The sequence below is a fragment of the Dongia sp. P2_B8 genome (assembly GCF_056404715.1).
Genome location: NZ_JBFUDM010000001.1, coordinates 927,457 through 952,614, shown reverse-complemented (window position 1 = coordinate 952,614; position 25,158 = coordinate 927,457). Strand labels below are relative to the sequence as shown.

The 25,158-nt window shown below is 62.3% G+C and carries 23 protein-coding genes and 1 tRNA gene; 11 read left to right on the top strand and 13 right to left on the bottom strand.

Annotation, left to right across the window (positions count from 1 at the left end; genetic code table 11):
- Positions 1 to 244 precede the first annotated feature (244 nt).
- From AC1DWZ_RS04410 to AC1DWZ_RS04395, 4 genes are all read right to left on the bottom strand, one after another.
- Positions 245 to 320: transfer RNA gene (locus AC1DWZ_RS04410), tRNA-Glu, on the bottom strand.
- Between the two features lie 161 nt (positions 321 to 481).
- Positions 482 to 2,332 (bottom strand): dihydroxy-acid dehydratase, encoded by a 1,851-nt coding sequence (gene ilvD / locus AC1DWZ_RS04405; protein ID WP_477167644.1) that lies wholly within the window; start codon positions 2,330 to 2,332, stop codon positions 482 to 484.
- Positions 2,333 to 2,479: 147 nt separating this feature from the next.
- Positions 2,480 to 3,520 carry a threonine aldolase family protein gene (locus AC1DWZ_RS04400; RefSeq protein ID WP_477167643.1) on the bottom strand — a complete coding sequence of 347 codons (1,041 nt, stop codon included), beginning with the start codon at positions 3,518 to 3,520 and terminating at the stop codon, positions 2,480 to 2,482.
- A gap of 73 nt (positions 3,521 to 3,593) precedes the next feature.
- A complete protein-coding gene (locus tag AC1DWZ_RS04395) occupies positions 3,594 to 3,881 on the bottom strand; it encodes a hypothetical protein (protein WP_477167642.1) in 288 nt (95 codons plus the stop codon).
- Between the two features lie 47 nt (positions 3,882 to 3,928).
- On the opposite strand from AC1DWZ_RS04395, the gene AC1DWZ_RS04390 reads away from it, so the two are divergent.
- The 7 genes from AC1DWZ_RS04390 to AC1DWZ_RS04360 all read left to right on the top strand — a co-directional run bounded on the left by AC1DWZ_RS04390 (position 3,929) and on the right by AC1DWZ_RS04360 (position 11,598).
- A complete protein-coding gene (locus tag AC1DWZ_RS04390) occupies positions 3,929 to 4,909 on the top strand; it encodes an RluA family pseudouridine synthase (protein WP_477167641.1) in 981 nt (326 codons plus the stop codon).
- 182 nt (positions 4,910 to 5,091) lie between these two features.
- Positions 5,092 to 5,988 (top strand): RNA polymerase sigma factor RpoH, encoded by an 897-nt coding sequence (gene rpoH, locus AC1DWZ_RS04385; RefSeq protein WP_477167640.1) that lies wholly within the window; start codon positions 5,092 to 5,094, stop codon positions 5,986 to 5,988.
- Positions 5,989 to 6,120: 132 nt separating this feature from the next.
- Positions 6,121 to 7,437 (top strand): NAD(P)/FAD-dependent oxidoreductase, encoded by a 1,317-nt coding sequence (locus tag AC1DWZ_RS04380; RefSeq protein WP_477167639.1) that lies wholly within the window; start codon positions 6,121 to 6,123, stop codon positions 7,435 to 7,437.
- Between the two features lie 263 nt (positions 7,438 to 7,700).
- Entirely contained in the window at positions 7,701 to 8,780 is a 1,080-nt protein-coding gene (locus tag AC1DWZ_RS04375; RefSeq protein ID WP_477167638.1) for an ABC transporter substrate-binding protein, read from the top strand.
- A gap of 36 nt (positions 8,781 to 8,816) precedes the next feature.
- Entirely contained in the window at positions 8,817 to 9,665 is an 849-nt protein-coding gene (locus AC1DWZ_RS04370; RefSeq protein WP_477167637.1) for an ABC transporter permease, read from the top strand.
- Entirely contained in the window at positions 9,662 to 10,486 is an 825-nt protein-coding gene (locus AC1DWZ_RS04365; protein WP_477167636.1) for an ABC transporter permease, read from the top strand. The genes AC1DWZ_RS04370 and AC1DWZ_RS04365 overlap by 4 nt, the downstream gene beginning before the upstream one ends.
- An 8-nt stretch (positions 10,487 to 10,494) precedes the next feature.
- A complete protein-coding gene (locus AC1DWZ_RS04360) occupies positions 10,495 to 11,598 on the top strand; it encodes an ABC transporter ATP-binding protein (protein ID WP_477167635.1) in 1,104 nt (367 codons plus the stop codon).
- A 13-nt stretch (positions 11,599 to 11,611) separates the two neighbouring features.
- Here AC1DWZ_RS04360 and AC1DWZ_RS04355 read toward each other — a convergent pair whose 3' ends face one another.
- The 5 genes from AC1DWZ_RS04355 to AC1DWZ_RS04335 all read right to left on the bottom strand — a co-directional run bounded on the left by AC1DWZ_RS04355 (position 11,612) and on the right by AC1DWZ_RS04335 (position 16,600).
- On the bottom strand, positions 11,612 to 12,109 hold the full coding sequence (locus AC1DWZ_RS04355) for a hypothetical protein (protein ID WP_477167634.1): 498 nt from the start codon (positions 12,107 to 12,109) through the stop codon (positions 11,612 to 11,614).
- A gap of 17 nt (positions 12,110 to 12,126) precedes the next feature.
- Positions 12,127 to 14,160, bottom strand: a complete 2,034-nt coding sequence (locus tag AC1DWZ_RS04350) for a protein kinase family protein (RefSeq protein WP_477167633.1) — start codon at positions 14,158 to 14,160, stop codon at positions 12,127 to 12,129.
- A 163-nt stretch (positions 14,161 to 14,323) separates the two neighbouring features.
- The gene (locus AC1DWZ_RS04345) at positions 14,324 to 14,911 is read right to left on the bottom strand and encodes an NAD(P)H-dependent oxidoreductase (protein WP_477167632.1); all 588 of its coding nucleotides are present in this window, start codon (positions 14,909 to 14,911) and stop codon (positions 14,324 to 14,326) included.
- Between the two features lie 99 nt (positions 14,912 to 15,010).
- Positions 15,011 to 16,051 carry an alpha/beta hydrolase gene (locus AC1DWZ_RS04340; protein WP_477167631.1) on the bottom strand — a complete coding sequence of 347 codons (1,041 nt, stop codon included), beginning with the start codon at positions 16,049 to 16,051 and terminating at the stop codon, positions 15,011 to 15,013.
- Positions 16,052 to 16,126: 75 nt separating this feature from the next.
- Entirely contained in the window at positions 16,127 to 16,600 is a 474-nt protein-coding gene (locus AC1DWZ_RS04335) for a DUF992 domain-containing protein (RefSeq protein WP_477167630.1), read from the bottom strand.
- Between the two features lie 194 nt (positions 16,601 to 16,794).
- Between AC1DWZ_RS04335 and AC1DWZ_RS04330 the strand changes: the two genes are divergently transcribed.
- From AC1DWZ_RS04330 to AC1DWZ_RS04320, 3 genes are read left to right on the top strand one after another with little or no spacing between them, the layout of a single operon-like run.
- Positions 16,795 to 18,228 carry an aromatic amino acid lyase gene (locus AC1DWZ_RS04330; protein WP_477167629.1) on the top strand — a complete coding sequence of 478 codons (1,434 nt, stop codon included), beginning with the start codon at positions 16,795 to 16,797 and terminating at the stop codon, positions 18,226 to 18,228.
- Positions 18,225 to 18,683, top strand: a complete 459-nt coding sequence (locus tag AC1DWZ_RS04325) for a MaoC family dehydratase (protein WP_477167628.1) — start codon at positions 18,225 to 18,227, stop codon at positions 18,681 to 18,683. Before AC1DWZ_RS04330 ends, AC1DWZ_RS04325 begins: the two co-directional genes overlap by 4 nt.
- A gap of 55 nt (positions 18,684 to 18,738) precedes the next feature.
- Complete coding sequence (locus AC1DWZ_RS04320; RefSeq protein WP_477167627.1) at positions 18,739 to 19,938, top strand: MFS transporter; 1,200 nt, start codon at positions 18,739 to 18,741, stop codon at positions 19,936 to 19,938.
- Here AC1DWZ_RS04320 and AC1DWZ_RS04315 read toward each other — a convergent pair whose 3' ends face one another.
- From AC1DWZ_RS04315 to AC1DWZ_RS04300, 4 genes are all read right to left on the bottom strand, one after another.
- Entirely contained in the window at positions 19,939 to 21,234 is a 1,296-nt protein-coding gene (locus tag AC1DWZ_RS04315) for an adenylosuccinate synthase (RefSeq protein WP_477167626.1), read from the bottom strand.
- Positions 21,235 to 21,250: 16 nt separating this feature from the next.
- Positions 21,251 to 22,399, bottom strand: a complete 1,149-nt coding sequence (locus tag AC1DWZ_RS04310) for an ATP phosphoribosyltransferase regulatory subunit (protein WP_477167625.1) — start codon at positions 22,397 to 22,399, stop codon at positions 21,251 to 21,253.
- A 177-nt stretch (positions 22,400 to 22,576) separates the two neighbouring features.
- Entirely contained in the window at positions 22,577 to 23,380 is an 804-nt protein-coding gene (locus tag AC1DWZ_RS04305) for a PhzF family phenazine biosynthesis protein (RefSeq protein ID WP_477167624.1), read from the bottom strand.
- A gap of 36 nt (positions 23,381 to 23,416) precedes the next feature.
- Positions 23,417 to 23,644, bottom strand: a complete 228-nt coding sequence (locus AC1DWZ_RS04300; RefSeq protein WP_477167623.1) for a DUF1127 domain-containing protein — start codon at positions 23,642 to 23,644, stop codon at positions 23,417 to 23,419.
- 112 nt (positions 23,645 to 23,756) lie between these two features.
- Here AC1DWZ_RS04300 and AC1DWZ_RS04295 point away from each other — a divergent pair, with 112 nt between their 5' ends.
- Positions 23,757 to 25,154 carry an aminotransferase-like domain-containing protein gene (locus AC1DWZ_RS04295; protein WP_477167622.1) on the top strand — a complete coding sequence of 466 codons (1,398 nt, stop codon included), beginning with the start codon at positions 23,757 to 23,759 and terminating at the stop codon, positions 25,152 to 25,154.
- The last annotated feature ends 4 nt before the right edge of the window (positions 25,155 to 25,158 follow it).

Sequence of the window (25,158 nt, the reverse complement as noted above, 5' to 3'; positions counted from 1 at the left end):
TGAAAACGAACCATGAGCTTTCCGCCTGGGGGCGCAGGGAAAAGACCCGCAAGAGCGGGCCTCCCTGGTTTCACTCGGCGTTAAAAGGGGATGCCTCTATTTTTGGACAATAGGTTCAGAGCTTCAAACATAAGCTCGAGGATTTTTGCGTCCTCTTCCGCCGCCAACATATTCTGACGAACGCCACGCCGCGTCATCGCTGCAAGATGCAGCGCTAATCGACCAGTAGGATGCAAGTAAGATTTGGCGTCCCCAACGGGATTTGAACCCGTGTTACCAACGTGAGAGGCTGGTGTCCTAGGCCACTAGACGATGGGGACGCAGAGGCCGGCGACTTGTGGCTGTCGCGGCGGCCGAACTCTTAGAGGATCGGCGGGTTTCGATCAAGCCTGATCTAACGGACTGGTCCGATTGGGATATTTCGGGTACCGCCCAGCCCTGCGCCACCCTACCCTATCTCGCCCGCCTTATCCGCTTGGCCCTACCTCACCTGATCCACATCGCGGATGGCGCCCCGCGCCGCACTGGTGGTGAAGGCCGCATAGACCTTGAGCGCATCAGAGACCTTGCGGTTCCGCTTGTGCGCCGGCTTCCAGCCCGCGGCACCCTTGGCGTCCATCGCGGCGCGGCGGGCGGCCAAGATGGCTTCCGGCACGGCGAGGCTGATCGTGCGGTTGGGGATGTTGATCTCGATCCGGTCACCTTCCTCGACCAGTCCGATGAGGCCGCCTTCTGCGGCTTCCGGCGAGACATGGCCGATCGAGAGGCCCGAGGTGCCGCCGGAGAAGCGACCATCGGTAATGAGCGCGCATTCTTTGCCCAAACCCTTCGACTTCAGATAGCTCGTGGGATAGAGCATTTCCTGCATGCCGGGGCCACCGCGCGGTCCTTCATAGCGGATCACCACCACGTCGCCGCTCTTCACGGTGCCGAGCAGGATGCCGGAGACGGCATCGTCCTGGCTTTCGAACACGCGCGCGGGGCCTGCAAAGACATGGATGCTTTCATCGACGCCCGCGGTCTTCACGATGCAGCCTTCGAGGGCGAGGTTGCCCTTCAAGACCGCAAGGCCGCCATCTTTGGAGAAGGCGTGCTCGCTGTCGCGGATGACGCCCGTGCTGCGGTCGAGATCGAGTTCGTCCCAGCGCCGCGCCTGGCTGAACGCGGTCTGCGTCGGGACGCCACCCGGTGCTGCCATGAAAAAGCGCTGCACGGTCTCGCTGTTCGATTGACGGATATCCCAGCGTGCCAGTGCTTCGCGCATGGTGCCGGCATGGACCGTCGGCTCATCGCCATGCAGCAGGCCGGCGCGATCGAGTTCGCCCAGGATGCCCATGATGCCGCCGGCACGGTGCACATCTTCCATATGCACATCCGATTTCGCCGGCGCCACTTTGCACAAGCACGGCACCTTGCGCGATAGGCGGTCGATGTCCGCCATGGTGAATGCGACGCCCGCTTCGTGTGCCGCCGCCAGCAGATGCAGAACCGTGTTGGTCGATCCGCCCATGGCGATGTCGAGGCTCATCGCATTCTCGAACGCCTTGAAGCTCGCGACACTGCGCGGCAGCACGCTGTTGTCATTCTCTTCGTAATGGCGCCGCGTGATGTCGACGATGAGACGCCCGGCTTCGAGGAACAGGTTCTTGCGGTCGGCATGGGTGGCGAGCGTCGAGCCGTTGCCGGGCAGCGACAGGCCCAGCGCCTCGGTAAGGCAGTTCATCGAATTTGCGGTGAACATGCCGGAGCAGGACCCGCAGGTCGGGCATGCGGAGCGCTCGATAGATTGCACCTCGGCATCGGTGTATTTGTCGTCGGCTGCAGCCACCATGGCGTCGACCAGATCGAGCGCCACTTCCTTGCCTTTGAGCATGATCTTGCCGGCTTCCATCGGGCCACCGGAAACGAAGACCGCCGGCACGTTGATGCGGAGCGCCGCCATCAGCATGCCGGGGGTGATCTTGTCGCAATTGGAGATGCACACCATGGCGTCGGCGCAATGGGCATTCACCATATATTCGACGCTGTCGGCAATGAGCTCGCGCGACGGCAGGCTGTAGAGCATGCCGTCATGACCCATGGCGATGCCGTCATCGACCGCAATCGTGTTGAACTCCTTGGCGACGCCCCCCGCCGCCTCAATCTCGCGCGCGACCAGCTGCCCCAGATCCTTGAGGTGCACATGGCCGGGCACGAACTGGGTGAAGGAATTCACCACTGCGATGATCGGCTTGCCGAAATCGCCGTCCTTCATGCCCGTGGCGCGCCACAGGCCGCGGGCGCCGGCCATGTTGCGGCCGTGGGTGGTGGTGCGGGAACGATAAGCGGGCATGGCGTGGCACTCCTGGCAATAGATGGCGCGCGGGCTGAAGTTGCCCGGATTAATTCATAGGGAGAGATCGATCACAATTGCGGTTTCGCCATATGGACCGACGCTGGGTGCAGGTCTAGGCCACCCGGGTCAGGCGGCCCCCTCTAACTAAGCAGCTCGGGCAAGGCCACTCGCCGTCTGGATGAAGCTCTCCACATCCTTGGCTTGGGTGGCAAAGCTGGTGACCAGGCGGATGGTGCCAGGGGCCGCCCCCGGCCAATCATAGAAATCGAAACCGGCTTTGCGGAGCCCCGCCACAATGTCTAGCGGCAGGCGGATGAAGATCTCATTGGCCTCGACCGGGTGCAGCAGATGGACGCCGGGGAGCGTCTTGAGACCACCCACCAGGCGTTGCGCCATGCCGTTGGCGTGGCGTGCCAGCGTCAGCCACAGATCGTTCTCGAAATAGGCATCGAGCTGGGCCGAGACGAAGCGCATCTTGGAGATGAGGTGCCCTGCCCGCTTGCGGCGGAACTCGAAGCTCTCGGCCAGCGCCTTGTCGAAGAACACCACCACCTCAGCCGCCAGCGCCCCGTTCTTGGTGGCACCGAAGGAGAGGACATCGACACCGGCCTGCCAGGTCATCTGCGCCGGCGTCACGTTGAGATGCGCCACCGCATTGGCAAAGCGGGCGCCATCCATATGCAGCTTCACCTTGTGGCGCCTGGCGATCTCGCCGATGGCGCCGACCTCGGTCGCGGTATAGGCGGTGCCGCATTCGCTGGCCTGCGTCAGGCTGATGGCTGCGGGTTGCACATGATGCACATCGCCCGCCCGCGCATTGTCGAGCGCGTCCGAGACCGATTTGGCGGTGAGCTTGCCACCCGCGCCAGCAATCGGCACCAGCTTGGCGCCGCCGGTATAGAATTCCGGGGCGCCGCATTCATCGACCATGATATGCGCTTCCGGATGGCAATAGATCGCCCCGTAAGGCGGCGTCAGGGTGGAGAGGGCCAGCGAATTGGCGGAGGTGCCGGTGACGACCGGGAAGGCCCTGACCTCACGCTCGAAGATCTCCCCGAGGCGCTGCTCGACCCGGGCGGTGATCGCATCGGCGCCATAGGAGGGCATCGCCCCCGCATTGGCCTTGACCAGGGCTTCCATGATTTCGGGGGTGACGCCGGCCACATTGTCGCTGCAGAAGTTCATGCTTTTGCTCTCAGCTAATCGATTAGCTAATCGTTTAGCTAAACGATTAGCCCAGGGTCCCATTGGGGAGGAATCAGGGGTTTTTGAGTTCGAACCGACCGACCAATTTGCCGCTCTTCATATCCGCGATCAGCACCTGCCGGCAATCGTCCCCATCAGGCACCCCGGGGCCACCGATCGAGAGGATAAGGCGATCCCCCTCAGCCGCCATCTGCTCGACCCGGCAGCCGTCCGGGACCGGCAGGTTGGCGAGGTCGAAGCCGGATTTGCCGATCCTGTTGGCGCCAAAGGCGATCAGGATGACGGCCGCCGCCAACAGCAGAACGGCAAAGCCGATCACCAATGTCTTGAGTACCAGCATCTGCCGGGGTACTTCCCTGCTGACATGATCCATATGGCACCCAATCAATGACCGACCACCCCACCCCCCTCCAGCTCAGCATTCCCGAGGAAGCAGCCGGCGAACGCCTTGACCGGGCGTTGGCAGCGCTTGTCCCCGAGATGTCGCGGAGCCGCATCAAGGCCTTGATCGAAGGGGGTAATCTCCGCTTTGGCGAGACCGGCGCGACCATAGACGACGCCAGCTACCGGGTCAAACCGGGCCAGGCCTTTGCCCTGCATGTGCCCGACGCCACCCCGCCGGTGCCGATCGGGCAGCATATCGACCTCGACATCCATTATGAGGATGCCGACATCATCGTCATCGACAAGCCGGCCGGCATGGTGGTGCATCCCGCCCCCGGCAATCCGGACATGACCCTGGTCAACGCGCTCATCGCCCATTGCGGTGACAGTTTGTCGGGCATCGGCGGCGTCAAGCGGCCTGGCATCGTTCACAGAATAGATAAGGATACCAGCGGCTTGCTGATCGCCGCGAAGAACGATGCGGCGCACCACGCGCTCTCCGAGGCGTTTGCCGCCCATGACATCACCCGCGCCTATAAATGCGCCGTCTGGGGCCTGCCCAGCCCCAAGGCCGGCACCATCGAGACCATCATCGGCCGGCATCCCGTCCACCGCCAGCGCATGGCGGTCGTCGAGCGCAAAGGGAAAGAGGCCGTTACCCATTACCAGGTCGAGCAGGTCTACGGCCTCGGCGCCTCGCTGGTCGAATGCCGGCTGGAGACCGGCCGTACCCATCAGATCCGGGTGCATATGACCCATATCGGCCATCCGCTCATCGGCGACCAGACCTATGGCCGCGCCACCATCGCCCGGCGCGCACAGCTTTCCGACACCGCCCGCGCCGCCGCCAAAGCCTTCCCGCGCCAGGCACTGCACGCCGCCATTCTGGGTGTAACCCATCCCCGCACCGGTGCGTATATGGAGTGGGAGTCGGAGATTCCCGCCGATCTCGCCGCTTTGCTGGAGCAGCTGGGAACAAAGTAACCCTTTGATTTGTTATACAAATCAGCAGGACTTGAAACGCGAAATCGTTAACCTATCTTAATTATATCGATAACCGACTTGTCCAGTGGGACTTGGGATAGGCTTTAGGGACGCGAAACTGCCTTAAAGCCGCCAAGATTGGACTCCAGAGTCGGCGGATCGAATGGTGGATTGGGGATAAAATGGCAACTGCAACGACGACACTTCCCGCCCTTGTTGGCGAGAACAGCCTGGGCCGGTACCTCTCGGAGATCCGCAAGTTCCCGATGCTGGAACCGACGGAGGAGTTCATGCTGGCCAAACGCTGGCAGGAGCACCAGGACCCGGAAGCAGCGCACCGCATGGTCACCAGCCATCTGCGTCTCGTAGCGAAGATCGCCATGGGCTATCGCGGCTATGGCCTGCCCATGTCGGAAGTCATTTCCGAAGGCAATGTCGGCCTGATGCAGGCTGTGAAGCGCTTCGACCCCGACCGCGGCTTCCGCCTGGCGACCTATGCCATGTGGTGGATCCGCGCCGCCATCCAGGAATACATCCTGCATTCATGGTCGCTGGTGAAGATCGGCACGACCGCCTCGCAGAAGAAACTGTTCTTCAACCTGCGCCGCGTCAAAGGCCAGATCAAGGCGCTGGAAGAAGGCGACATGACGCCCGAGAACGTGACCGAAGTGGCAACCCGCCTCAAGGTCAGCGAGAGCGACGTCATCGACATGAACCGCCGCCTGATGGCGCCGGATCATTCGCTGAACGCCCCCTTGCGCATCGATGGCGAGGGCGAATGGCAGGATTGGCTGGTCGACGAGACCGAGAGCCAGGAGACCCGCGTTGCCGACGACCAGGAATTCGGGATGCGCAAGAAGCTGCTCGACAAGGCGATGCTCTCGCTCACCCCGCGCGAGCGCAAGATCCTGGTCGAGCGCCGCCTGAAGGATGAGCCGACGACACTCGAGGATCTCTCGACCGAGTTCGGCATCAGCCGTGAACGCGTCCGCCAGATCGAAGTCCGCGCCTTCGACAAGATCCAGCGCGCCATCCGCAAGCAAGCGATCGACCAGAAACTGATCGGCGAGATGGCGTAAGATCCGACGCCACATACGGAACGCAGAAAGGCGGGCAATAGCCCGCCTTTTTGTTTGTGCCGGTCATCTCTTGCGCGGCACCCTGCGTGCATGACAGGTTTCCAGCGCACATGATGTCGGGAGCTTTGTGCCGTGCCGAAGATCAACCTGCTGCCTGCTGACGATGAGACCAATGGGTGGCTCAAGCGATTGCCGGCGCGGCAACCGCAGCCTGCCCTGCAAGGAACGGTGAAGGCCGATTGGCTGGTCATCGGCGCTGGATATGCGGGGCTCGCCGCGGCGCGACGGCTGGCGGAGAACCGGCCGATTGATCATATCGTCGTCGTCGATGCGCGGTCTGTCGGCGATGGCGCATCCGGCCGGAATTCGGGTTTTGCCATCGACCTGCCGCATCATACGAGCGGCGATCTGCGGAATCTTGATGGCGCGCGGCGCGCCCTCCGGCTCAACCGCATGTCCATCGCCTATCTGGACCGCATCGTGACCGAGCATGGCATTGACTGCCAGTGGAGCCGTCGCGGGCAAATCATGGCCGCCAGCGCGCCGCTTGGCCAGCAACAGCTGCTGCATTTCAGGGAGATGCTGGAGGCGCTCGAGGAGCCTCATGAAATCCTCGATCAGGATGCCTTGGTGGGCCGACTTGGGACACGATTCTACAACAACGCCGTGCGGACGCCCGGCACGATCCTGATGCAGCCCGCAGCACTGGTTCGGGGCCTCGCCGACACCCTGCCAGCCAATGTGACGCTCCATGAGAACAGCGCCGTGCTGGCCATCGAGTATGGTCGTACGATTGTGGCGACCACGAGCGACGGCGAGGTGCGGGCGGACAGGCTGGTGCTCTGCGTCGATGGGTTCGCGCCACAATTCGGCATCTATCGTCGAAACTTGTTCGGCTTGCGCATCTTCGCCAGCATCACGCGCCCCTTGAGCGACATTGAACGGCAGAGCCTGGGCGGTGACCCAGAATGGGGAATCTTGCCAGCGGCACGCTTCGGGGGTGGCACGCTTCGGTATACGCAAGACGGCCGCCTTTTGCTGCGATCCTCCTATGCCTACCAACCCTCCATGAAGGCGGATTCCGAGACCAATGAAAAAGTCTCGGCCATCCATCGCCGGCAACTTGACGCGCGCTTTCCATTGCTGCGGGAGGTGCCTCTGGAAGCGACCTGGTCCGGATTTTTGTGCATGTCGCAGAACTTCGCGCCAGGCTTCGGCCAGCATGGCGAGAATGTTTTTTCGGCCGTGTGCCAGAATGGCGTTGGCGTCACCAAGGGAACGCAAGCGGGCATACTGATCGCCGATCTTGCTTGCGGGATCGACAATCCGATGATCGCCGATCTGGCCGCGCTCGGCCAACCCAGCACGTTGCCACCGGAACCGTTGCTGGGCCTGGGGGTGAGAGCGAACCTGCTTTGGCAGAGTTGGCTGTGCAGGACGGAACGGTGAGTTTACAGCCATAAGAACTGGGCACTGTCGACCATATGCTGCATGACGGTGGCGTCGGGAAGCGACTTACATCGACTGCAAGCGAACTAACATTAGGCAATTGGATATATACCGCCGCCGTCGTCGGGCCGAATGTTGCACGAGACAAGGTCGCAGCACTCGGCAGGGATCGCTGGCCATCGGCCGCTCCGTGCCCGGCCTATAAATGTTCCGGCCTATCAGCATCGTTCGTCTTAACACCAAAAATAAGAAGGGATGCCAATATGTTACATCTCACGCGCAGGCAGGCTTTGGCAGGAACGGCAGCGACGGCTGCTGTCACGATTCTGAGTGGTACCTTCGGCGCCGGGCGGCGTGCCGCCGCGGCCACGGACATTACGGCCGTCGAATGGGGCGGCGACGTCGTCAATGCAATGAAAGAGATCGAGGCGAAACAGGATAAGGTGAAGGTGAATTGGGTCCTGCACCAGGGCGGTTCCGGCGCCATCCTGCCCAAAATTAAGGCAACCTGGCCAAACGTCGAATATGATTATGTGGCCGGCTGGGAAGGCTCCTTCAGCGGCATGATGAAAGAGGATTGGCTGGTTCCGGTCAGCACCGACAATGTGCCGAACCTCGCCGACATCCCGCAGAAGATCATCGTCAAGAATGCCAAGGGCGAAGGCATGGCGGTGCCACGCGCCGTCGGCGGCATCTATTTCGCGTATCGCAAGGATATCAGCCCGATCGCGTTGAAGAGCATCGACGATCTGTTCGACCCGAGCCTCAAGGGCAAGATCTGCTGGCCAGGCCCTACGCAGAGCATGATGCTGCAGCTCGTCGCACTCGCCCTCCATGCCGGCGGCAACGAAAAGAACATGGAACCAGGCTGGGCGCTGATGAAGAAGCTGGCAGAGTCCGGCAATATCGGCCGCATCGCCGTCACGGATACCGACTTCACCACGTCGCTCACCAGCGGCGAAACCGCACTCGGCTTCTATTCCGAGCCGCAGCTGACGGCGGTCGCTAAATCCTTCCCGGTTGAGCGCCTGACCAAGCAGGAAGGCCTGCCGACCTTCCTCTATCAAAGCGGCTTTGCCGTCTTCAAGAACCGGCCGAACCTCGATGCTACGCTGGGCTTCATCAATCATTGCATCAGCCCGGAGATGAGCAGCCTCTATGCCGAGATTGCCGGCGAAGCGCCGCTCAACGTCAAGGCGAAGACACCCGACGCACTGAAGCATCTGGCCTTCACGCCGGAAGAAATGGACAAATACGTCTATGTCCCCGACTTCGACGTGGTGCTGTCGCAGCAGGATGCCTGGACCAAGCGCTGGGAAAACGACATTGCGCCGCTTCTCTAACAGCTCGCACGCATCTGGGTTGGAAGGCCGCGGTCCATGAAGCCGGACCGCGGCGCCCTTCCCCTGCTGCTGCCTGCTGGAATCGTCTTCCTGGCGTTCTTCTTCCTGCCCATGGCTGGCCTGTTCATCGAAAGCTTCCGGCTTTACATACCGGGCAGCATCGGCTCGTCAGCCAATGCACCTTTCACGCTGAACAATTACGCCGAATTGCTGACACCGTCTTTTGCCAGCTTCTTCTTCGAGACGCTGCGCATCAGCCTGCTTGCGTCCCTGGCGGGTCTGCTGTTCGCCTTCCCGCTTGCCTATTGGATGACGCGCATCCTGCCAACGCGCTGGCAGGCGCTCGCGATAGGTTTCTTCATCACCCTCATGTTCCTCAGCGTGCTGGTGCGCACCTATGCGCTGGAACTCACCTTCGGTGCCGTCGGGCCCTTGCGGCCAGCCTTGCTGGCACTCGGCATCTCGCCCAACGGCCGTACCTATATCGAGTTTCTGGTCGGCGGCGGCCTGCTGCATTACATCGTCCCCATGGCGACACTGACCTTGCTGGGGACGATCCAGAATGTCGACCCGCGCTTCCTGGAGGCGGCACAAGCGCTGGGTGCACCGGCCTGGCGGGCACATTTGGGAATCACGATACCGCTGTGCATGCGCGGCCTGCTGGCAGCCTTCCTCTTCGCCTTCACCTTTTCCATCAGCGCCTTCGTCATCCCGATGATTCTCGGCAAGGGCCGCGTCCTGTTCATCTCCAACCTGATCTATAGCCGCTTCAGCGAAATCGCCGACTATCCCAGCGGAGCAGCAATCTCCATGGTCCTCTTCTTCGTGGCCCTGGCCATCGTCTATGTGCTCTCGCAGCAGGTCGCCAAAAGGTGGAATACATGAGCGGCCGGCTGATCGACGACGGATTGCGGCTGGTCGGCCTGGTGCTGATCGGCGTCATCATCCTGTTCCTGCTGACGCCTATCGCCGTCACGATCATCATGGCCTTCGATGCCCGACCCTATCTTGGTCCGCTGCCACCGCCAGCTTTGTCCTTTCGCTGGTTCACGCAGTTCTTTTCCGACGACTATTTTTTGCGCGGGCTGGGTACCAGCGTGCAATTGGCAATCTTCTCCGTCGCGATATCGTTGTGCGTCGGTGTCGCAACCGCCTTTGCGGTCGAGCGTGTCGGCTTCCGCGGCAAAGAGATGTTGAAGTCGCTCTTCCTGTCGCCTCTTCTGGTGCCGCCGGTCGTCACCGGCTTCGCCCTGCTGCTGTTTCTGTCGCATCTGGGGCTGATCAACGGGTTTGCGCGCCTGCTCTGCGGCCATATCATCATGACGGTGCCTTATACGATCCGGGCGACGCTGGCTGGCCTGGCGGGGATCGATCGGTCGCTCACCGAAGCAGCGCTCATCCTTGGTGCCACGGAGCGTCGGGCGTTCTGGGACATCACCTTCCCGCTCGCCCGCACCAGCATCGTGAGCGGCGCCATCTTCGCTTTCGCCGTGTCCATGGACGATGTGGCGGTGTCGATCATGCTGACCGATGCCAAGACCTATACGCTGCCGGTCGCGTTGATCAGCAGCATGCGTGCCAATTTCGACCTCACCATCGCGGCGGCCTCGGTCATGCTGATGCTCCTCACGCTGGGGTTGATCGTCATTCTTGAAAAGTTCGTTGGCCTCAACCGGGTCATCGGCCAGGGCGTCTTTCGGTCATAGTGGAACCCATGCAGAAAGCAAACGACACGGTTATCTCGTTCAGCAATGTCATCAAACGGTTTGGTGCGACCGCTGCCGTCGACCGCGTCAGCTTTACGGTCGGAGCCGGCGAGACGGTTTCCCTGCTGGGCCCCAGCGGTTGTGGCAAGACGACAACCTTGCGCCTGGTCTCGGGCTTCGAGGAGCCGGACGAAGGCAGCATCGAGATTGCCGGTGAATCGATGATCGGCAAACGGCCCTATGAACGGAATGTCGGCCTGCTGTTCCAGCATTACGCCCTCTTCCCGCATATGACGGTGGCGGAGAATGTCGCCTATGGGTTGAAGCATCGGCGCTGGCCGAGGGCCGAGATCGGCGACCGGGTGAAGGAAATGCTGCGGCTTGTCCGGCTGCAAGGCTTTGAAGACCGCCGTCCCGGCCAGATGAGCGGCGGCCAGCAGCAGCGCGTAGCACTTGCCCGCGTGCTAGCGACGCGCCCCAAGCTGGTCCTGCTCGACGAGCCCTTGTCAGCGCTCGATGCCAAGTTGCGTGAAGAACTAGGTCTTGAGCTGAAACAGATCCTGACATCCGTCGGCTCGACGACGATCGTCGTCACCCATGACCAGGACGAGGCCATGAGCCTTGCCGACCGCATCATCGTGATGAACCGCGGCCGCATCGAGCAGCAGGGCACGCCGGACGAAATCTATATGCGGCCGCAGACGAATTTCGTGGCCTCGTTCATCGGGCGTACCAACTGGTTTCACGGCACGATGACGGCCGTGGAGAATGATGGCTTCGCGCGCCTTGCCACTGCTGCCGGTGCGTTGCTGGCCGTCAAGAACCCGAACCCTCTGGGTGACGGAAGGTGGAGCATCTGCGTTCGGCCGGAACGGATCCGCGTCACGCACGCGCCAGCCAATGCGGATAGTCCTGGTGACAACCGGCTGCAGGGCGATGTCGTCGACATCGTGAACATGGGTGCCGAGTTTCACTACATCATCGAGAGCCCGGAGGGTCGCATCATCGCGATCGAGCCCAACCGTGAGGGACCGCGCGTTCAAAAGGGTGATCGCGTCCATCTGCAGTTTCGGGCCGAAGATTGCGTCGTACTGGCGCAAGATCGCGCCTAGAGGGCAGAAGCGATCAGGTCTCGCTCTCTTCCGCCACCACTTCCTTCACACCGTAGACGCCGCGAACGGCTTCGCCCCATTCCTTGACCAGACGTTCCTGATCACCGGTGACACGGCGCGTGCGGATCGCGGTTTGAGTACGGGCCAGCTGGCCGACGATGACCGGCATCATACCGAAGATGACCCAACCCATGCCGGCGCCAAGCAAGGCGCACAGCCAGCCGAAGCTGTTGCTCAATACGATGGGTACGTCGCTGAGCATGTTACCCATTGCCATGATACGATTCAGGAAATAGAGACAGCCCACGAGATTCATGGCGCCGACGGTGATCGAGAGGCGTTTGCCATAAGAGGTATCGACGACCCGCGCAACAATGGTCGGCAGCATGGCGGCCGTCATGACGATGCTTGTCGGCAGGAAGAAAAGCGCCACAACCAGTATCGGCGCAACCAGAATCCAGGGCTTGAAGCCCAAGGAGGTGCCGGCATTGGCATTCGCGTTATCGCTCATCTCGGGTCCTCCTTTCCTTAAAATAGCGCCGCAATGACGCCATAGGCGGCAAGGCAGGCACTGCTGGTCAAGGTTGCGGTGATGGCCGCAGCGCGCTGGGCAATGCCACGCACGCGCGCCGTATCGGTCAGGCCGCCATTGGCAAGCCACGAACGACCGCGTTCGAGATTGGCATATTCCTGCATGGCGCGGGCAAAACCATCACTGTCGGCACGGCGCAGCTGGCCATCGCCATCCAGCAGCAGCAGCATCTCGTCGAAGCGACAGCCCTTGGCATGGGTGGCGATCTGCTCGCGGATATGATCGCGCATGGCGGTATTGTGGAAGGATGCAATGACCGGCTCCAGCATCTCGACGATCACCTGCGCCAGGCGTGGCAGATCGTAATTCTGGTGCACACGCTGCACGATGGCGATGAGGCGGAGAACCGCCGTGCGATAGCCGATCTCGTCGGCCTTATTGGCCAGGCCTACCAGTTCACTATCCATCGACCGCTTCATGCTGGTGGCGATGAAAGCGGCGATGTGCCGGTCCATGGGCAACGTGCCGTGCGGGGCACCAGGAATGGCGGCATCGATCGCCGGCAGCAAGTCAGCTGACGCCACCACGTAATAGTCGGCGATCAGCGCCGATTTGCAGGGCGTACCGCGGTCGAGCTCGTAGAGGACGCGTTCGATACCGTATCCTGGGCCCGGCCGGTCGATGACCTTGTCAATCATTTCCAGCGAGCGGCGCATCTGCATCTGCTCTGGCCGCAGGTTCGGCTGTTCCTCGACCCAGGCATGGGGCAGGCGCGCATGCATCATCTCGGCAATCTGCTGCACCTTTTCCGGCCGCTCGAAGTAATGCGACAGCATGGAGCCCATGCCCGTGAGACCGGTGCGGACGTCCTTGTAGCAAAGCGGCAGATTGCCACCCATCATGATAATGTAGCGCGAAACGGTACGGTCGCGGATGCCAGATTGCGGGCCGTAGGCGTTGGCAAGGCCGATGACACGCGCCATCTTGTCGGCCGCTTTCTCGTCGCCAAAGCCGCGCTTGAACCAATTGTCGAAATCCCCGCCGGCAATCAGCACCATCGCTTCGTTCCAATGCCGGGACATGGCATGGGCGAGCGCCGGTCGGTTGAGATACTCGCCACCACAGAATTTCAACGGCCGAGTTGAGCGCTGCGGGATGCTGGGCAGGACGGGACTGAAATGCGCACCGGTCATCCAGCCTTCGAGATGCTTGATGGTCCAGCGGTCGGAGACCTTGTCGCTCAACAGGCCACGAAACATCTCGGCCAGACCCGGCGCCAGCTTCTCGCCGCCAGCGAGCGTCGAGAACGAGCCCTGATTGATCTTGGCATTGATGATCTGCTCGTCAGAGAGATGGGCGACCGGATCCCGACCGAGAAACAGCATGAGCGCAGTGGCGCCGATGGCGTAGAGATCGTCGGCAACCGAGCCGATGCCGCGCCCGATGGGGTCGGAAACCGCGTTGTCCACCGTCTCACAGGATGCCGGCTGGCCGGTGCCGGGCGGTGAAGCCAGGCAATCGCCGAACATGATGTCACCGCCCTTGCCGCTTTGGTAATACATGTTCTGTGGGCGGATGGCGCGATGGGGACAGCCGATCAGGATAAGATCGCGCAGCAGATGGATGGCCGGCTGGATGAAGGATTTGATCAGCTGGGCTTCTGTCATTTGCGGAATCTGCCCATCGGTGCCGACCAGCCGCTCGCCGGCCGGGATCGAATAGATGAAGGCCGGGCGCCGGCCCCACAGCACATCGCCACCATCGATGCCGACCGGCCAGTCGACGATGGCCGCGGACAATGGCCACGTGAGGTAAGCGCCGGCAGGGTTGCGGGTGGGTGCAATGGAAAGCCCCCGGATCGCCAGATGCCCCGGCGAGATAAGGGCATAGACCTTGCGCGAGGTATCGACGCGATCGGTCGCGACATAGGCCTCGGCCATGCCGCTGTCATAGGCCGGCAGGCGCTGACTCGGCTGAATCTCAAACCGATCGCCCATCTCGACGGCTTCTTTGACACTCAACACAGCCACGCCCAATAGCTCCCCATCCAGGCAAAAACTGCCGCCCAGGACACGGATTCCCGGCGGGTCGATATCATCAATGCAGTTTTGATGCCGGAGTGGTTAATAAGGGGTTAGGGCGTGCCGAAACGTCCCTCTTTCGTGGGCCGTGGCCATAAAGAAAGACCCGCGGTTAAAGTTTGCTGCCGACCAATTCCCTCACCTCCCCCAACCACGCGGCACGCTGATCGGCGGAACTGCCAGCCATCGGGCCGTACATGCGGCGGGTGACGTCATGGACGCCGCAGAGGGGAAAGACGCAGCGAGTCCAGATATCTTGGAGCGGGTCGCCGAAAGCATCGCGTTCGCGATCCGATGGCGTGTTGGAGGTGTTGAAGACAAAGGCAGCGCGGGCCTTCAGCAGACCGATGGGAACGCCCTCATAGCCGGTGCCAGGTGTATAGCCATAGGCGGTATCGAGGCGCAGCACGCGGTCGATCCAGCCTTTGAGGATAGCCGGCGGCTGGCCCCACCAATTGGGATGGAAGATGAGGATAAGATCGGCTGCGACGAGATCGGCGCAATGCTGTTCGACCAACGGGTCCGTAGACCCGGTGTTGCCGGCCTCGCCTGTCGGCTGTATCGGGTTGAAGCTCTCGGCATAAAGATCATGGACCGTGATGGCAGCGCCTTTGGCCAACAGCGCCTCGCCTGCCGCAGCCGCCATGGCCTGGCTGAAGCTGGCGGTGCCGGGATGTGCGACGATGATGAGGGCCTGCACGATGGATCTCTCTCCCTGAGGTGGCGGGAGAAGATGGCGTGAGACGGACAACGGTGCAAGCGCTTCAGGCTATTTCACCCGGCCCGATTTCACTTGGCCTTATTTCGCGAGGTCGAGCCGGTAATAGTTCTGTGCCTGGCGGTAGGTGCGGTTGGGCAGCGCCGCCGTGTCAGCGCCCAGCATGACGGCGCAAAGATCATCGCGCACCTCCGGGACCAGGCGGTAGTATTGATGCCATTGCGGATCGAGGCGGGCGCGGTTCTTGAGTTCCGGGTTCGCCGCCGAACAATTGACGAAGCTGATATTGCGGTTGCGGAAGCTCGGCTTGTCGGCCGGCCCGTCGATGCCAAGGCGCCCCACGCCATGCACCGAGCGGCTGATGGTGGTGAGCGGCAGATCCTGGTTGTTGTAGTAGAGAGTGAGATGGCCGCTCAAATCCGGGAGCCAGCGCAGGCCGCCGGCACTTGAGAGCGCGTCGGCATCCTCGTCGGAGGCCACCAGCAGTGAGCAGTCGATGAGGCCGACGAAATCAGCGACACTCAACTGGCCGGGCGCCGTGCCGATCGCCGCCTGCAGCCCGGCATGAAGGAAGTGATTGCCCATGCTGTGCGCCATCAGGGTGACCCGGCGCTTGGTGGATTTGGCACGGTACGTCTTGATGAGCGGCAGCAGCGCCAGGAGGAAGCGGCGGAACGCGCCACCGGAAGCACCGGCATTGTGGTAGTCTGTGCGATAGGCGTCGAGACTGAGGCTGCCCAGCGATGGCCAACTGAAAGCGATCACAGTGCTGCGCAGCTTGGGCTTGCCGCGTCCATACCAGTCGCCGAGATAGCCAGCGCGCATGATGGCCTCACGGAAGCGGTAGTCGAAACCGTGCAAGGAGATGAGGAGATGATCGGCGCCGGTGTCGACGATCTCATCCTGCAGCGCGCTGGAGAAATCGTCCCTGGCGAGCGCGTCGATGGCGAGATTGGAATTGCCGAGCTCGCTCTCATCCTTGACCGACTGCAGGATCGCGCGGCCGAACATCAGGGCGCCGTCGGTGTTGAAATCGGTGCCGAAATTGTTCGGGACCGCACTGGCGATCACATTACGGTTGGTGGCGAAATAGACCGATACGGGCTTGATTGGCATGGCCATGATGGCCCCCTCTTCTGCACTTTCAGCCAGAAGCAATCATGCGCCCGCTTGGCGACCTTGCCCAGATACGCCCGATTACTTGCCGGGGGCCAGGGTTAGCTTGGCGACCCCGGCAGCGATGTTGACGCCGACACTGCCGCTGACGCTCACCGGCTGCAGCGCGATCTGGCTGTTGCCGCCACCGAAGAGGGCGTTGGCACCGACACCCAATCCCGCCGCCACATCGGCCCCGGCACCGCCATAGGTGCCGGCCAGCGCGCCGCGCGCGATATTGCCCGGCGCCACGACGCCCCAGAACATGCGGGTATCACGGGTAAAGCCGATATCGAGACCATAGCGCTTGATCTCGCCGTGATAGTTCTCGGACGAGCCGTCCGCGCGCTTGAAGACGCAGCTCATGGCCTTGTCGGAGCCGATAAGATAGCCGACGCTGCCGCTGACCTGGCAGTCGAGGACACCAAGATTGACCCCGCCCTCCGCCCAGGCAGGCGCCAGGGCCGGCAGTGACAGAGTTGCAGCCAGCAAGGCTGATATCAGGGTTCTGGTCATGGTCGGCAAATCCTTTGACGGGGCAGAATCGCGCACCCAACACCCATCCTGCCGGGAAGTTTCCACGCGTTCCTGTAATATTCCTGAATAGCCCAATTCCCTAGTCTTTGGAGGGGAATGATAGCGCGATCCAGCGCTGATTTCTTTAGCGGAATGACCTAAAAGAAATCGTTCCCATCAAAGAGGGTCTTGGAATGTCGCTGGAATTGAACGCGCGCGCCGATATCACCCTGGATACCTACCGGCGCGTGGCGTGGGAGAAACAGGCGGTACGCCTGGGGTCGGGTGCCATGGCCCAGATGACCAAGGCACGCCAGGCGTTCATGCACCTCCTCGACACCGATCCCAATGTCACGATCTATGGCGTGACCAGCGGCTATGGCCAGCATGCCAACAAACGCTATGAGGGCGAGGCGCGGCGCAAGCACGCCCAGCGGCCACCTCGCAGTGCGGCGGTTGCCTTCGGCCCGGCTGCGCCGGAACGCGTGGCGCGCGGTATCGTCCTGTCGCGCCTCGCCAATTTCATCGAAGGCCATGCCGCGGTGACACCCTCTCTCGCGGAAGCCGTTGCCGGCCTCCTCGACGGGGACCAATTGCCGAAAGTTTCCATCGCCGGACAAGGTGGGGCTGGCGAGATCCTGTGGATGGCCCCGCTCATCATCGACCTGGCCGAGAAATTCCCGCTGGGAGAGAAAGACGCACTGTCGCTGATCAACGGATCACCGGCAGCGAGCGCCCTCATCGCCGACGCCGCCATTGCCATGCGACGGCGGCTGGATCTTGCCGAGCGCGTGTTTGCGCTGTCGGCCGAGGCGATCAAGGCGCCGCTCGAAGCCTATGATGCGGCGTTCGAGGATCTGTGGGGCGATCCTTACGAAGCTGCAGCGCTGCAGCGCCTCCGCTCATTGCTGGCAGGTGGTGCCAAAGAACGCCGCCCATATCAGGCGCCGGTTTCCTATCGCATCCTGCCGCGTGTCCTCGGCCAGTTGCGGCGCGCCGTGGCGCAAGCTGAGGAAATTGCGCAATCCTCGCTGCAATCGGTGACCGACAATCCGGTGTTCCTGGCAGCGGATGCACAGCATCCGCTGGGCCGCGTCTACAGCAATGGCGGCTATCACAATGCGCGCGCCTATCCGGCACTCGATAATCTCGCCGCGGCCTGCGTCGATCTTTGTATTCTCGCGGAACGGCAGAACACCAAGCTCCTGGATGGGCGCTATTCGCTGCTGCCCGATCAGTTGCAGGCGGCGGAAGATGCTTATATCGGCATCGTCGGTTTCGTCCAGGTCGGTTATGCGGAGCAAGCGCGGCGCGCAGCACAGCGCACCTTCCTGCCCGGCAGCGAGGCCGGCGGCTTCGGCCAGAACGACGTGGCGCCGATGACCGGCCTCGCCTGGTCGGCGCAGGAACAGGTGGGCACTTGTCTGGAAGCAGCCCTCGCCATGCTGGGGGCCGTTGCCTCGCAGGCCTTCCACATGACCGATCGCACGGCGCCCCCCGCCTTGCAGGCAACGCTTGAGACGATCCGGGCGGACTTCCCCGTCGTCACTGCGTCGCGCGTGTTCGGGCCCGATCTGCAGAAACTTGCCGCCACCTTTCATGCCGATATCTATGCGGGGGCCCAATGACCGACGATACACTGCTCTATCTCGAAGACCTCACGGTCGGGCAACGCTTCACGAGCCCGACGCATGCCCTTGATGTCGCGCAGATCAAGGTCTTTGCCAGCCAGTTCGATCCGCAGCCCTTTCATCTCGACGAAGAGGCTGCCAAAAAGACGTTCTTCGGCGGCCTTGCTGCCAGCGGCTGGCATACTGCGGCACTCACCATGAAATTGCTGGCAGCGACCAAGCCCGGCATTGCTGGGGGATTGATCGGTGCTGGTGGCGAAATCTCCTGGCCGCAGGCGACACGGCCGGATGACGTGCTGCAGGTGACCAGCGAGATATTGGAGGTCAAGCCATCCCGCTCGCGGCCCGAGCGCGGCATGGCGACGATGCGCAGCGAGACCCGCAATCAGCGGGGCGAGGTCCTGCAGATTCTCGTCTCAAAACTGGTCGTGCCGAAAAGGCATGTTACTTGAGCACGCCCACAGCAAGCTGCTGACGCCATTTCTTAGCTTCAGGATCCAGAGAGCCATGTCCAGCACCAACCTCACCAAGGCCACCCAGCCCAGCCTCTGCTCGCAACGCGCCATGGCCCTGTTCGCGGGGTTGAGTCTTGCCGCCATCCTGGCCGGATCCAGTGCACCTACGCCGCTCTACCATCTCTACCAGGAGAGCTGGTCGCTCTCGCCGCTGATCCTGACGATCATCTTTTCGGTCTATGCATTCACCTTGCTGCTTTCGTTGCTCACCGTGGGATCGCTGTCCGATTACATCGGCCGGCGCCCCGTCATTTCTGCCGCCCTGCTGCTGAGCGCCGTCTGCATGATCTTGTTTATCGAGGCGCAGTCGGCGACGTGGCTGATCGCGGCACGCGCGGTGCAGGGCTTGGCCACCGGCGCCCTCACCAGCACGCTGAGTGCCACCGTCCTTGATACCAACCGCGACAAGGGCCCGCTGATCAACAGCATCACACCCTTCCTCGGCATGGCCGCAGGTGCCCTGGGATCGAGCGGTCTGGTGGCGTACGGCCCGGCGCCGATGCAACTGGTCTATATCGTCCTGCTGGTGCTCTTCATCACGCTTGCGCTCCTTGTCTGGCAGATGCCCGAAACGTCGAGCCCGATGCCTGGTGCCTGGGCCTCCTTGCGGCCACATGTGGCCGTGCCACCGCAAGCAAGGCGGCCGCTGCTGATGGCAACACCCGTCAATGTCGCATCCTGGGCGCTGGGTGGATTCTATCTCTCGCTGATGCCGTCGCTGTTTCGGGTCGCAACTGGCCTTACCTCACCGCTGCTCGGCGGCAGCATCGTCGCCGCACTGACGCTGAGCGGTGCCGTCTCCGTGCTGGTGGTGCGGCAATGGCCGGCACGGCGGATCGTCATCACGGCGGCGATCGCTCTTACCTTGGGCGTTGCAGTGACGTTGACGGGTGTCCACCTGCAACTGGCATCACTCATGATATTGGGCACGGTCCTGGCCGGGCTGGGGCTCGGCGCCGGATTCTTCGGCGCCTCGCGCAGCATCATGCCGCTTGCCGAGTTACATCAGCGCGCCGGCCTGCTCGCCGCCTTTTATGTGCAGAGCTATCTCGCCTTCAGCGTGCCCGTCATCCTGATCGGCCTTGCGGCACCACATCTGGGGCTGCCCGTCGCCACCTATCTCTATGGCGCGGTGATCATCGGGCTCGCCATCGCCTCACTGGCGGCAACACTGATGACGAAACCGCGCTGATCAATCCGCGAAGGGATCGGTGACCAGGATGGTGTCGTCGCGCTCCGGGCTGGTGGAGAGCAAGGCTACTGGCACTTCGATCAGTTCTTCGACACGGCGGACATATTTGATCGCTGTCGCCGGCAACTGCGCCCAGGAGCGGGCTCCCTGGGTCGATTCAGACCAGCCTTCCAGCGTCTCATAGACCGGCTTGGCGCGCGCCTGCAGATCGGATCCCGCCGGCAGATAGGGATAGGGCTTGCCGTCAATTTCGTAGCCGGTGCAGATCTTCAGTTCCTTCATGCCGTCGAGGACATCGAGCTTGGTGAGGGCGATACCGCTGATGCCGGCCACCTTGGCGGCGCGGCGCACGAGGGCGGCATCGAACCAGCCGCAGCGACGCTTGCGTCCAGTGACGGTGCCGAATTCACGGCCGCGCTCGCCGAGCAGCTGCCCGATCTCGTCAGTGAGTTCACTCGGGAACGGGCCAGAGCCGACGCGCGTTGTATAGGCCTTGGTGATGCCGAGCACATAGCCGATAGCCGAGGGACCGAGGCCAGAGCCAGTCGCCGCCTGCCCCGTCACCGTGTTCGACGAGGTGACGTAGGGATAGGTGCCATGGTCAACGTCGAGCATGACACCCTGGGCACCTTCAAACAGGATGCGGTCACCGCGGCGGCGCGCAGTGTCGAGCATTTCCCAGACGGGCTTCACGAAGGGGGCGATCTGCGGGGCGATCGCGCGAAGCTTCGCCAGCAATTCTGCACCATCGACGGGCTGGGCGCCCATACCCTTCAACAGCGCATTGTGATGGCGCAGGAGGATTTCGACCTTGGCATCGAGGCCCTTGCTGTCGGCGAGATCACAGACGCGAATGGCGCGGCGCGCCACCTTGTCTTCATAGGCCGGGCCGATGCCACGGCCGGTGGTGCCGATCTTGGCGGTACCTTCGGCAGCACCTTCGCGCAACATGTCGAGCTGGCTATGGAGCGGCAGGATGAGCGCGGCATTTTCCGCGACGACGAGATTGTCCGGCGAAATGGCGACGCCCTGACCGCGCAGGCCGTCGATTTCCTTCACCAGGTGCCAGGGATCGACCACGACACCATTGCCGATCACCGAGAGCTTGCCAGGACGCACAATACCCGAGGGCAGCAGCGACAGCTTATAGACGACGCCGCCGATGACCAGTGTGTGGCCGGCATTGTGGCCGCCCTGGAAGCGCACGACGACGTCAGCGCGCTCGGAGAGCCAGTCGACGATCTTGCCTTTGCCTTCGTCGCCCCATTGCGAGCCGATTACCGCTACATTGGCCATGATATTCCTCTAGAGATCAGTTGCCGGTGGCCACGGCGCGGCCATCCTGCAGAAAATGAGAGCAACGCAGACGCTTGGCTTCAGTCTTGGCGTCAGCAGCGTGGAGACCTTGTACCGTGACCCAGCCTTCTTCGCGCAGCTTCAGCGCTGCCTTGACATCGGCGTCCATCGGCATGAAGACGCGCTTCGGCTCGGCCGGCATCGGCAAGCTGGTAAGCAGCGTGTCGAGATAGAGCGAGAAGCCGGTCGCCGCCTCGCCCGCATGGTTGACATATCGGCCACCACGGCCGAACTCGCCGCGCACGCCACGACCAAGAAAAGTGAAGGCGATGCCACTGTGATATTCGAAACCGCGATGATCGGTAGCATCGATGGTGAGAGTAAGATCGGGGGCCGCTTTTCGAATCAACGCCACGGTTGCTGCAAGATTGGCCCGCACCTCAGCGCCCTGGCTGGGCAGGGTCAAGGCGGCCAGAACCGGCAGCGCGGTCTCGACCGGCCCCACGGCGCGCAACAGACCGAGGAGCATCGGCGCCTGATCACCGGCGAGTTCAGCCACCTTGGCCGTATCCTTGCGGTCGAGCGCGGCAATAAGGTCGGCGCGGCGCTGTGGGGTCAAATCACCCAGAATGCTCGGCGCCAGGCGCGGTACATTAAGATCAACAGCGAGACCGGGGACACCGAGGCTGGTCAGGGCTTCGACCGCCAGCAGGACAACTTCGGCATCTGCAGCGGCACCCTCGGCACCGATCAGTTCCACACCGACCTGGCCCAGTTGGCGTTCCGGGCGCATCTGTTCGCCCTTCAGGCGCAGCACCTGGCCAGCGTAAGAAAGGCGCAACGGACGCGGTGTGTTCTGAAGACGACTGGCGGCAATACGGCCGACCTGCGGCGTCATGTCGGCCCTGAGACCCATCATGCGCTGCGAGACCGGATCCATCAGGCGGAAGGTGTGGGCAGCCATCGCCTCGCCAGGCCCGGCCAGCAGCGAGTCTTCGAATTCAATGAGCGGCGGCTTGACCCGCTCATAGCCCCAGCGGGCGAAGCTTGCCACCAGGCGTTCGACCATGACGGCTTCGAATCCTGCTTCCGGCGGCAGACCGTCACCAAGGCCTGCGGGCAGCAAGAACTTTTCACCGGCGTTATTTGTGGGCGCGCTGGTCATGGGTGGCTCGGCTCGGCAAATCCGGGGGGCAAACCCCAAGCCGATACCGCGCGTGGTGGATGAGACCACATGGCATGACCGCTTGGGCAAGGGCTATTAGCGCAAAGCCTTCGGCGGTGCAAGAGCGACAGGTGTCGCGGCGCGGCCCAAACGGCCGCACCGCTATCTGCCAACCTATTAATTTACTTCGATTTCTCCGGATAGCACACAGACCGCATGGCCGGCGATTTTGAGCCGATCGCCAGCAAGATTGAGCCACAAATCGCCACCCCGCCGAGAGACCTGCCGGGCATGGAATCGCTGGCTGCCCGTTAGCTGCGCCCAATAGGGTGCCAGCACGCAATGCGACGAACCGGTGACCGGATCTTCCGGAATGCCATGCAGTGGTGCAAAGAAGCGGCTGACGAAATCGACCCCCTCCTCCTTGCCATCGGCAGTAATGATGAGATCCCGGCCAAGCGCCTCGATCGCTGCAAAATTGGGAACGGCAGCGCGTACCGCCGCAACATTGGCAAGGCGCGCGAGATAGGAATCATAGATTGGGCTGACCACGACATCGATCGGCGCCTGGCCAATGGCTTTGGCAATGCGATCAGGCATGGTCGTATCTTTATTGGCTTCAAAGCCAATGACCGGGAAATCCAGTTCCAGGCGATCGTCTCCGACGTTCACATGCAGCGGCCCCGACAGACTGTCGAAGCGCATTTGTGTGATCGTCGGGTCGATCAGCCGATTGAGGACAAAAGCTGAGGCCAAGGTGGCATGGCCGCACAGCTTTACCTCGACTGTCGGCGTGAACCAGCGCAGATGATAGCCACCCTCCTTCGGTACGAAAAAGGCGGTCTCAGCAAGATTCATCTCGGCGGCGATCGATTGGAGTTGCTGGTCAGGTAGCCAGGTTTTGAGCGGCATCACCCCAGCCGGATTCCCGGCGAATGGTTTGTCGGTGAAGGCATCTACCTGATAAATCGGATGTTTCATGTTCCAGCACTCCAATTTCTTGTCAGTTCCGTCGCCTCATCGCCAGAAAGGGCGCGAGACTTCCGCTTCGACATCGCAACGGGTCAAACCGATATCTTTCAGCATGTGGTCGTCCAGAGCGGCCAAGGCCTTGCGCTGACGGTAGTTCTCCAGGCAATCGAAGAGAAAGGTCACGACGAGGCGCAGAGCGGTGGCTTCGCCGTGGGACTTAGGTCGGCCGAAGATGGGGTCGCTGCCGATCGACGGCGATTTGTATCGAGACATTTCAGTCAATCCTTCTGTCATATTTGGTTGCGTCTTGTACATTGTTCAGCATTGTACCCGCGCCGCCATAATTGTTTTGACAATGCTTGAAGTCAATCGATACATTGTCACCATGACAAACTGGCAACCTGACATCACGACTTTTCCGGGCCCGCGCTATCTCGCGATCGCTGATGCGCTGTCCGAAGACATCCGCCAGCAACGCATGGCGCCAGGGACGCGCCTGCCGACCCATCGCGAACTTGCCTTCCGGCTGGGTGTCACGGTGGGGACGGTGACGCGGGCTTATGCCGAGGCCGAACGCCGCGGGCTCATCGGTGGCGAAGTCGGCCGCGGCACCTTCGTGCGGCCCGATGTACGCCGTCGGCCGGAAATGCCTGCTGAGCGCGAGGCTGAGATCGAAGCCGGCGGCTTCGTCGATCTCTCCATCAATTTCCCGACGCCGCGCGCCAATGACGCTCTGCTGTCCAATGCCCTGCAGCGCATCGCGGCACGCCCGGGCATCGATTCACTCCTCGATTACCACCATCATGTCGGTATGCCGCGCCATCGTGCGGCTGGTGCGCAATGGCTGAGCGAGCAGCGCTATCCAGTGCCGGCCGAGCGCGTGATCGTGACTGCCGGCGGCCAACATGCGATGACGGCGGCGCTCGGCGCCATCACCGAGCCGGGTGATGTGGTGGTGACTGAATGCGTCACCTATCCCGGCCTGCGGCGCCTCGCCGACTTTCTGCGCATTCGGCTCCATGGCGTGCAGATGGACCATGACGGGGTCGATGTCGATGCCTTCGAAGCGGCCTGCGTCAATCTGCGACCCAAGGCGTTCTATTGCGTGGTCAACATGCATAATCCGACCGGTATCGTCGTGTCGGTCGAACGTCGCCGGGCACTAGCTGAAGTAGCGCGCAAGCATGGCGTCAAAATCGTCGAAGACGATGTCTATGGTTTCCTCCTCGGCACACGCAATATCGAGCCTCTGTCCGCGCATGCGCCGGAACTCGGCCATTACTTCACCAGCGTCTCCAAATCCATGGCGCCGGGATTGCGCGTGGGATATCTCGCCATTCCGGAGGGCGCACTCGACAGCTTTGCACAAGTGGTGCGCTCGACCACCTGGATGGCAGCACCCCTTACCGCCGAGATCGCTGCCGATTGGGTGGAGGATGGCACCGGCATGGACCTCGCCGAAGCACACCGGATCGAGGCCATCGCACGACAGCGCATGGCACGGCGTATCCTGAGCGATGTCGAGATCTGCGGCGATGAATCCAGCTATCACATCTGGCTGAAACTACAGGAACCCTGGACCGCCGATGGCTTTGCGCTGCAGGCGCGCCTCAAAGGTGTCGGCGTCTCGCCCGCCACCATCTTCTCGCTGACACGCAATGCGCCCAATGGGGTGCGTCTGTGCCTCTGTGCACCGGCCGACCGGCGCATCCTGGAAAATGCGCTGCAGCGAATTGCGGACATCCTGCGGACGCGGCCCGGCGGCTCTTACGGAATCGTGTGATCTG

What these genes read in the sequence shown, in the direction of transcription:
- ilvD (WP_477167644.1), bottom strand. Translation starts at nt 2,332, where the DNA reads ATGCCCGCTTATCGTTCCCGCACCACCACCCACGGCCGCAACATGGCC.
- AC1DWZ_RS04400 (WP_477167643.1), bottom strand. Translation starts at nt 3,520, where the DNA reads ATGAACTTCTGCAGCGACAATGTGGCCGGCGTCACCCCCGAAATCATG.
- AC1DWZ_RS04395 (WP_477167642.1), bottom strand. Translation starts at nt 3,881, where the DNA reads ATGCTGGTACTCAAGACATTGGTGATCGGCTTTGCCGTTCTGCTGTTG.
- AC1DWZ_RS04390 (WP_477167641.1), top strand. Translation starts at nt 3,929, where the DNA reads ATGACCGACCACCCCACCCCCCTCCAGCTCAGCATTCCCGAGGAAGCA.
- rpoH (WP_477167640.1), top strand. Translation starts at nt 5,092, where the DNA reads ATGGCAACTGCAACGACGACACTTCCCGCCCTTGTTGGCGAGAACAGC.
- AC1DWZ_RS04375 (WP_477167638.1), top strand. Translation starts at nt 7,701, where the DNA reads ATGTTACATCTCACGCGCAGGCAGGCTTTGGCAGGAACGGCAGCGACG.
- AC1DWZ_RS04370 (WP_477167637.1), top strand. Translation starts at nt 8,817, where the DNA reads ATGAAGCCGGACCGCGGCGCCCTTCCCCTGCTGCTGCCTGCTGGAATC.
- AC1DWZ_RS04365 (WP_477167636.1), top strand. Translation starts at nt 9,662, where the DNA reads ATGAGCGGCCGGCTGATCGACGACGGATTGCGGCTGGTCGGCCTGGTG.
- AC1DWZ_RS04360 (WP_477167635.1), top strand. Translation starts at nt 10,495, where the DNA reads ATGCAGAAAGCAAACGACACGGTTATCTCGTTCAGCAATGTCATCAAA.
- AC1DWZ_RS04355 (WP_477167634.1), bottom strand. Translation starts at nt 12,109, where the DNA reads ATGAGCGATAACGCGAATGCCAATGCCGGCACCTCCTTGGGCTTCAAG.
- AC1DWZ_RS04340 (WP_477167631.1), bottom strand. Translation starts at nt 16,051, where the DNA reads ATGGCCATGCCAATCAAGCCCGTATCGGTCTATTTCGCCACCAACCGT.
- AC1DWZ_RS04335 (WP_477167630.1), bottom strand. Translation starts at nt 16,600, where the DNA reads ATGACCAGAACCCTGATATCAGCCTTGCTGGCTGCAACTCTGTCACTG.
- AC1DWZ_RS04330 (WP_477167629.1), top strand. Translation starts at nt 16,795, where the DNA reads ATGTCGCTGGAATTGAACGCGCGCGCCGATATCACCCTGGATACCTAC.
- AC1DWZ_RS04325 (WP_477167628.1), top strand. Translation starts at nt 18,225, where the DNA reads ATGACCGACGATACACTGCTCTATCTCGAAGACCTCACGGTCGGGCAA.
- AC1DWZ_RS04320 (WP_477167627.1), top strand. Translation starts at nt 18,739, where the DNA reads ATGTCCAGCACCAACCTCACCAAGGCCACCCAGCCCAGCCTCTGCTCG.
- AC1DWZ_RS04315 (WP_477167626.1), bottom strand. Translation starts at nt 21,234, where the DNA reads ATGGCCAATGTAGCGGTAATCGGCTCGCAATGGGGCGACGAAGGCAAA.
- AC1DWZ_RS04310 (WP_477167625.1), bottom strand. Translation starts at nt 22,399, where the DNA reads ATGACCAGCGCGCCCACAAATAACGCCGGTGAAAAGTTCTTGCTGCCC.
- AC1DWZ_RS04305 (WP_477167624.1), bottom strand. Translation starts at nt 23,380, where the DNA reads ATGAAACATCCGATTTATCAGGTAGATGCCTTCACCGACAAACCATTC.
- AC1DWZ_RS04300 (WP_477167623.1), bottom strand. Translation starts at nt 23,644, where the DNA reads ATGTCTCGATACAAATCGCCGTCGATCGGCAGCGACCCCATCTTCGGC.
- AC1DWZ_RS04295 (WP_477167622.1), top strand. Translation starts at nt 23,757, where the DNA reads ATGACAAACTGGCAACCTGACATCACGACTTTTCCGGGCCCGCGCTAT.